The sequence below is a fragment of the Paenibacillus sp. AR247 genome, assembly GCF_002968895.1.
In the GTDB taxonomy this organism is placed as follows: Bacteria; Bacillota; Bacilli; order Paenibacillales; family Paenibacillaceae; genus Paenibacillus_AQ; species Paenibacillus_AQ favisporus.
In genome coordinates this window covers 253,345-260,744 of record NZ_PCZT01000002.1, presented here as the reverse complement: position 1 = coordinate 260,744, position 7,400 = coordinate 253,345, and the positions used below count along the sequence as shown (strand labels likewise).

Genomic DNA, 7,400 nt, shown 5'->3' with positions numbered 1-7,400 from the left:
TGTTCATTCACCAGTTTAAGCCGGTCAAAACGGCCAAGGCGGAAAAGGAGCCTGCAGCGGAACCGCAATTCATGTAAAATAAGATCGGATGGGCTGACAGGAAAAGGTCCTGTCGGCCCTTTTTTCATATGATGAGGAGGATCGCAATGTCGCTTCAGATTCCGTTTATCCATATCGTGCTGGGCACGTCCAACATCCATGTGGAGAAAAAGTTCAGCCGCTCGAAAGACGCCGTCATGCAGATGGGTGTGGATGCGGTCAAATTTGCGAAGACGCTGCTGCCAGAGGTGCAGTACTCCACGGAGGATGCGTCCCGGTCAGAATTCGAGTACCTGTGGCAGACGATCGAAGCGGTGGTCAAAGCCGGCGCGACGATCATTAACGTTCCAGACACGGTAGGCTATGCCGTTCCGGAAGAGTTCGGCGAGCTGATCCGCAAAATCAACGACCGGCTGAAAAACCTGAACGACAAGGTCGTCCTGAGCGTGCACTGCCATAACGACCTGGGGCTGGCCACGGCAAACACACTGGCCGCCATCAAGAACGGGGCCGAGAAGGTGGAGTGCACCATCAACGGGCTTGGCGAACGCGCCGGCAACACCTCACTCGAGGAAGTGGTGATGGGGCTGAAGGTGCGGGAGAACTATTTTAACTGCCACACCCAGATCCAGCTGAAGGAAATACTGCGCACCTCCCGGCTGCTGACGCATTTGACGGGCCTGGACGTGCAGGTCAACAAGGCGATTACGGGCGAAAACGCCTTTGCCCACTCGTCCGGCATTCATCAGGATGGACTGCTGAAAGACAAAAACGTGTACGAGATCATGTCGCCGGAGGAAGTCGGGGCTGAGAGCATGGAATTGATCCTGACCGCGCGTTCCGGACGGCATGCGTTCAGAAATGCGGTAGAAAAGATCGGCTTCGACACGAGCAATCCAAACGATTTTGAGGAGCTGTTTGCGAAGTTTCTGCAGCTGGCCGACGCCAAAAAGGAAGTGTACGATCATGACGTGTTCTACCTGGTGACCGAGCACCGCAAAATCGATCAGGGCACCAGCCATCTGTATGAGCTGGAATCCTTCCAGGTCGTGACCAACGACCTCGTGCCGACGGCGACTGTTCAGCTGAAAAAAGGCGGCGAAAGCTATACGGACAGCAAGGTCGGGGACGGACCGATCGATGCGCTGTACAGCGCGATCAAGGCCTTGGTCGGACTTGACGTGCAGCTGAGGGATTATAAAATCAACAGCCTGTCCCGGGGTAAAGAGGCGATTGGCCGCGTCAACATCCGGCTGGAATACCAGGGCAAAACTTATTCGGGACGCGCGATGGATACCGACATTATCAAGGCGAGCGCGCTGGCGTTCCTCAACGGCATCAACGCCGCCGTGCTGGACGCACCGGGCGAACCTCAAGCAGCCGTGCAGGGCGCAAGCGAGTAAGGAAAGACAGACGGCAGCTGGACTCAGCCGAATGCGTGTATAGTAATGAACCGTTCCGATAGAAGGGAGTATATATCATGGCATTAAAAGAGAGTGCCGAGCGGGTGCAGAGCCATCTCCGTGATATGGGCTTTGACCATCGGGTGGTGGAACTGCCGGACAGCACTCGCACGGCGGAAGAAGCCGCGGCGGCGATTGGCTGCGAAGTGGCACAAATTGCGAAGTCCATTATTTTCCGACTGAGCGGTTCCAATGAACCTGTACTTGTTGTAGCAAGCGGCGTGAACCGCGTCAATGAAAAGCTTGTTTCCTCCTCGCTTAACGTCAAGCTGAAGAAGGCTGATGCAGATTTCGTGCGGGAACACACCGGCTTTGTCATCGGAGGTGTAGCGCCGATTGGTCACCTGGAGAGAATCACGACGATTATTGATGAAGACTTGTTGAAATTCGGTACCATTTGGGCGGCGGCCGGTCATCCGAAGGCGGTATTTTCTTGCACCCCGGAGGAGCTGATTGCAATGACAGCCGGCGAGGTAATGACCATTCAATAAGGTATGGGGCCGAGGTTATGGGTACAGCCGGAGACGAACGTATTTATGCGGTTGGGAACCAGTTCGGGCTCCGCATTTAAGGTCCAAACCCAGAAGAAGCAGCAGGATGTGCTGCTTCTTCTGTTCTTATCATTCTTCGTATAGTCCTGCCGTGGAACTGCCGTCATGCCTTGACAAAAGGAACGATTTTGAAGAAACTAGTGATATATGAAAGTTTTTTTGATGTTCAAAATTATTTTTAGATGACAGATTAAAGAGAGTGGGATCTATGGAACATATCAAGGAAGAGCTGAATGTGCTGCTGCCTGTTATCCGGGCCATCGCCGCCCAATTTGGGGAGAAATGCGAAGTGGTGCTTCACGATTTGACGCAAGGGTACGAAAGCACGATCGTGGCGATCGAGAACGGACATATTACCGGGCGGAAGGTCGGGGACTGCGGCAGCAATCTCGGGCTGGAGGTGCTGCGCGGAACCGTGACGGAGGGAGACCGCTACAACTACATCACCCAGACGAAGGACGGCAAAATATTGCGTTCCTCCTCAACCTACTTCAAGAACAGCAAGGGTGAGACGATCGGAGCGCTCTGTATGAACCTGGATATTTCCGATCTGCTCGTTGCGGAGAATACGATCCGCTCGCTGACGATGCACAGCCTCGATCAGGAAGTGAAAGAGGTATTCGTCAACGACGTGAACGATCTGCTTGATTACCTGCTGCAGGAATGCCAGAAGGAAATCGGCAAGCCGGTCTCGCATATGAGCAAGGAAGACAAGGTGAAGGCGGTGCAGTTTCTGGATATGCGCGGCGCTTTTCTCGTGAAAAAGGCGGGAGATAAAGTATGCCAGTTCCTCGATATTTCCAAGTTTACGCTGTATAACTATCTCGACGAAATTCGGGCAAACCAGGACAAAGGCATGCCGAAAAACAGGGTATAGCAAGAAGAAGCTGCCCGGGCCAGGGCCTGATGGATTTTCGAATAGCCAAGTGACAGACAAGGGCAGAAGGAGTCCGCGCAATCGCATGAACATGAGTAGAAACGGTGCTGCATAGGAGTAGGCCTGTGTTTTGGGCTTTTCTTTGTCATGAGTTGAAAGCGCATTCAAATTTGTGATGAATCATAGAAATTATATTGACAATGCTCGGCGAAGGGATTCATAATGTGAACAATCAAAAAAATATTTTTTGATCTAATTATTTTTCTGTTGGTTTGGAGTTTGATTGTCTCAGCGAGCCTATCACAAGGGCACACCTTTATCCAGATTTTGTGTCATTCAAGGAGGGAGCAAGATGGTTCAAACCGTATCAACGCCTGCCGTCATCGTGGATTTGGACATTGCCGAACGCAACATCCGCAGCATGGCGGAGGAAGCGAGAAAGGCCGGAATCCGGCACCGTCCGCACATTAAATCGCACAAGTCGGTTTATTTTGCCCGCAAGCAGCTGGAGGCCGGAAGCACCGGCATCACCTGCGCCAAGCTGGGGGAAGCGGAAGTGATGGCTGAAGCGGGGATCGACGATATTTTGATCGCTTTTCCCATCATTGGCGAAGATAAGCAGGAGCGGCTGTATCAGCTGGCGCAAAAGGTCAAAGTAACGACGGTCGCCGACAGCGTGGAAGGCGCCACGGCGGTGTCGGAGGTGGGCGAGCGTCTCGGCCGCCGCATACCGCTCTACATCGAGGTTGACGGAGGCATCGGGCGCTGCGGCCGCCAGCCGGGGGAGGACACGCTGCAATTTGCGCGGCGGATCCAAAGCCTGCCGGGGATCGAAATCACCGGACTGCTCTCCTACGCGGGGCAGATTTACGGCGAAGAGAGCCGGGAAGAGATCCGCAGCACGGCACGCCAGGAGGCGGCTACCCTGAAGAATACCGCCGATCTGCTGAGGGAAGCGGGGATCGACATTCCGGTCGTCAGCGGCGGTTCGTCGCTGTCGTCCAAGTTCGCAGGGGAGCTGGAGGGTGTAACCGAGATCCGCGCCGGAAATTACATATTCCACGACGTGGGGCAATTGTCTATGGGCATGATCACGGTGGACGATTGCGCGCTGCGGGTGATCACGACGGTCGTCAGCGTTCCGGCTCCGGGTCGGGCGATCATCGACGCGGGATCCAAAACGCTCACCACGGACACGATGCCGTTCTCTAAAGGTTTCGGCTACATCGTGGAGCATCCCGACATCGAAATTTTCAAGCTGAATGAAGAGCACGGGTTCCTCAGCTATGATCCGGCTTCCGTATCGCTTCACATCGGCCAGCACCTGACGATTATCCCGAACCATGCCTGCGTCCTTCCCAATCTGTGCGATGAAATCGTCGGCTTCCGCGGAGGAGTGCCGGTCGAGAAGATCCGGATCGACGCGAGGGGCAAGAACAGCTAAGCGGTACAGAGAGGAGGCTGGGATTCATGGGGAAGGACCTTGATTCATTTCACGAGCAGGAGCTGCTGGATATCGTCTGTGGACTGATCCGCATCCCGAGCGAAAATCCGCCGGGGCGCGAAGAGGCGGCCGCCCGGTACGTCTTGCAGCTCCTCCGGGACGAGGGGATCGAAGCAGAGCTGCAGTGGGCCGCGCCGCAGCGGCCGAATGTGGTCGCCCGGTTGAAGGGCGCGGCGGAAGGGCCGGCGCTCCTGTACAACGGCCATCTCGACGTTGTCCCGGCCGGGGAAGGGTGGAGCGAGGACCCGTTTGCCGCCGTCGTCCGGGGCGGCGAGTTGATCGGCCGGGGTGCGGCCGATATGAAGTCGGGCGTCGCGGCCATGCTGTACGCGGCCATCCTGCTGCACCGGCGCGGCTGTCCGTTCGCCGGGGAGCTGATCCTGCTCTTCAACGTGGATGAAGAGCGGGAGAATGTCGGCATGCGCCACTTTTTGCGCAGCGGCATACACGCCGATTTCGCCGTTATCGGCGAGCCGACCGGGCTCGGCATCTGCACTGCCCATAAAGGCGTCGGCCGCTACCGGATCCGTACGGCGGGCGTCGCCGGCCATGCGGCGAAGGTGCTGGAGCCCGACAACGCCATTCCGAAGATGGCGGCGCTCATCTCGGCGCTGGAGCCACTTCGAAGCCGCCTCAAAGAGAGCGCCGATCCGCTCCTCGGATACGCGACGCTGAACGTCACGCAGATCAAGGGTGGGACGGCGCCGAACATCGTGCCGCAGCACTGCGAGATTGAGGTCGACCGCCGGGTCATCCCCGGCGAGACGGCTGTGCAGGTGCTGGGGCAGCTGAAGGAGGCGCTAAATGCAGCTGCAGGCACAAGCTCAGGCGCAGGCTTAAGTGCCGGAACTGGTGAAGTCACCTACGAAGTGGACGACTACTTGTTTATACCGGCGTCGACCATTCCGCAGGACCATGAGCTCGTGCAGGCGCTGGTGGAGGTCACCGGTAATGTTATCGGGAACCCGTCATCCATCGGTATTTTCGAAGCGACCTGCGAGGCGCCGTTTCTGTCCGTTGACTTGGGCATACCGACGGTTATATTCGGACCAGGATCGCTGGACCAAGCCCATGTGAAGGATGAGCGTGTTCCTGTCCCTCAGATCACGGACGCAGCCGAGGTATATATGCAGCTCGCCATGCGGCTGCTTCAACAACAACCATTACAGGAGGAATGATGATGAGCATTCAAGAGAGATTGAAAGAACTGAACATCGAGCTGGAGCCGGTTGGCGAGCCGAAGTTCTCGTACGTTCCCGTAAACCAGGTAGGAAATCTGCTGTACACTTCGGGTCATGATTGCCGCAAGAGCGGGGAGCTGATTCTAAAAGGCAAGCTTGGAGAAGAGCTGACGATCGAACAGGGGCAAGAGGCGGCGCGCCGGTGCATTGTGAACATTTTATCGTCGCTGCAGGCGCATCTGGGCAGCTTGGACCGGGTGAAGAAAGTAGTGAAGATGCTTGGCTTCATCCAAAGCGCTCCGGGATTTAAAGACCAGCCTTACGTGCTGAACGGGGCCTCGGATCTGCTGATCGAGGTGTTCGGGGAGAAGGGCAAGCATGCGCGCTCCGCGATCGGGACAAACGAGCTGCCGTTTGATACGCCGGTCGAGGTGGAAATCATCGTCGAGATCGAATAACGGCGGTAGAGCAGACTGCCGGTAGAGCTATTTTTCATACAAAAAAAGGAGGGGGTTCAACTCAATGAACCACCACTCCGGAAAATGATCAGATTATTAATGTAACAGACCGAAGCTTGAAAATCAACGAACCGGAGGATCGAACGATGAAGAGCAAGGTTCCATTATATCTGCTGTCTCTTATTGCATACCTGGGGATGCCGCTCGGCGTCATCTGGATGAATCGGATTTACGAAGAACGCCATGTGTTCGTGCTCGGCATGCCTTTATTGCTGTTCTGGATGGTGCTGTGGATCCTCCTTGGGGTTGGCATCATGCTGCTGGTTCATAGGCTCAATCCGGACAACCTGGAAGATGAGAAGGAGGCGACAGAGTAATGTCACATCAGGCTATTTCCATCTCGATTATCGGCATTTTTCTAGTTCTGGCGCTGTATCTCGGCATCCGGGCGTCGAAAGGCAAAAAAATGAGTCTCGAAGAATGGTCCGTCGGTGGACGCGGATTCGGGACGGCGTTTATTTTTCTTCTGATGGCGGGCGAGCTGTATACGGTCAACGCCCTGATGGGCATCAGCGGCTGGGCTTTCGGGCGCGGCGGAGCTGCGTTCTACAACATCACGATGCTCAATTTCATCATCGGATACTGGCTGCTGCCGAAGATTTGGAAGTATGGGAAGGAGCATAATCTGATCTCCCAATCCGACTTCTTTATCAAAAAATACAACAGTCCGGCTCTGGGCATTTTCGTGGCGGTCGTCGGCTTCATTTCAATGATTCCTTATCTGATCATCCAGCTGAAGGGGCTGGGGCTGATCATTTCCGAGGCGTCGTACGGCGCCATCTCCCCGACCGCCGCCATCTGGATCGGCGTGATCGCCGTCACGGTCTATGTGATGATTTCGGGCATTCACGGCTCGGCGTGGACCGCCGTCATCAAGGATATCCTCATCGTGGTGGTCGTCGTGTTTCTCGGTTTGTACCTGCCGATTCACTATTATGGCGGCATTGGGGATATGTTCCGGGCGGTGGAGAACGCCAAGCCCGGTTTCCTCGGCCTGGAGGACAAGGGGTACAGCACGTCCTGGTACGTATCCAGCCTGATTCTGCTGTCCTTCGGATATTACATGTGGCCGCACGGCTTCATCGCCACCTATTCCGGCAAAAATGCGCGCTCCATCCGCAAAAATACGCTCATGCTCCCGCTGTACATGCTGTTTACGCTGTTTGTCCTGTTTATCGGGACGTCGGCGGTACTGCAGGTGGATGGCGTCAGCAACAATGACATCGCCATTTTTGCCATTGTAAAGCAAACGTTCAGCCCCTGGGTC

General features: G+C 55.6%; 8 protein-coding genes. All 8 read left to right on the top strand.

Annotated features, from left to right (window positions below):
• The first annotated feature begins 146 nt into the window (after positions 1-146).
• Entirely contained in the window at positions 147-1,442 is a 1,296-nt protein-coding gene (locus CPT76_RS01645; RefSeq protein WP_258167975.1) for a 2-isopropylmalate synthase, read from the top strand.
• Between the two features lie 77 nt (positions 1,443-1,519).
• Complete coding sequence (locus tag CPT76_RS01640; RefSeq protein ID WP_105441722.1) at positions 1,520-1,993, top strand: YbaK/EbsC family protein; 474 nt, start codon at positions 1,520-1,522, stop codon at positions 1,991-1,993.
• 268 nt (positions 1,994-2,261) lie between these two features.
• Complete coding sequence (locus CPT76_RS01635) at positions 2,262-2,930, top strand: helix-turn-helix transcriptional regulator (protein WP_105441721.1); 669 nt, start codon at positions 2,262-2,264, stop codon at positions 2,928-2,930.
• A 352-nt stretch (positions 2,931-3,282) separates the two neighbouring features.
• Positions 3,283-4,374 carry an alanine racemase gene (locus tag CPT76_RS01630; RefSeq protein ID WP_105441720.1) on the top strand — a complete coding sequence of 364 codons (1,092 nt, stop codon included), beginning with the start codon at positions 3,283-3,285 and terminating at the stop codon, positions 4,372-4,374.
• Positions 4,375-4,400: 26 nt separating this feature from the next.
• Positions 4,401-5,612, top strand: coding sequence for a M20 family metallopeptidase (locus CPT76_RS01625; protein WP_105441719.1), 1,212 nt, complete (start codon positions 4,401-4,403; stop codon positions 5,610-5,612).
• Positions 5,612-6,073 (top strand): RidA family protein, encoded by a 462-nt coding sequence (locus CPT76_RS01620; RefSeq protein ID WP_105441718.1) that lies wholly within the window; start codon positions 5,612-5,614, stop codon positions 6,071-6,073. The genes CPT76_RS01625 and CPT76_RS01620 overlap by 1 nt, the downstream gene beginning before the upstream one ends.
• A 146-nt stretch (positions 6,074-6,219) precedes the next feature.
• Positions 6,220-6,450: a DUF3311 domain-containing protein gene (locus CPT76_RS01615; RefSeq protein ID WP_105441717.1), complete on the top strand. Its 231-nt coding sequence runs from the start codon at positions 6,220-6,222 to the stop codon at positions 6,448-6,450.
• Positions 6,450-7,400, top strand: a 951-nt coding sequence (locus tag CPT76_RS36950; RefSeq protein WP_374954583.1) for a sodium:solute symporter family protein, incomplete at its 3' end; no start/stop codon positions are given. The genes CPT76_RS01615 and CPT76_RS36950, both read left to right, overlap by 1 nt.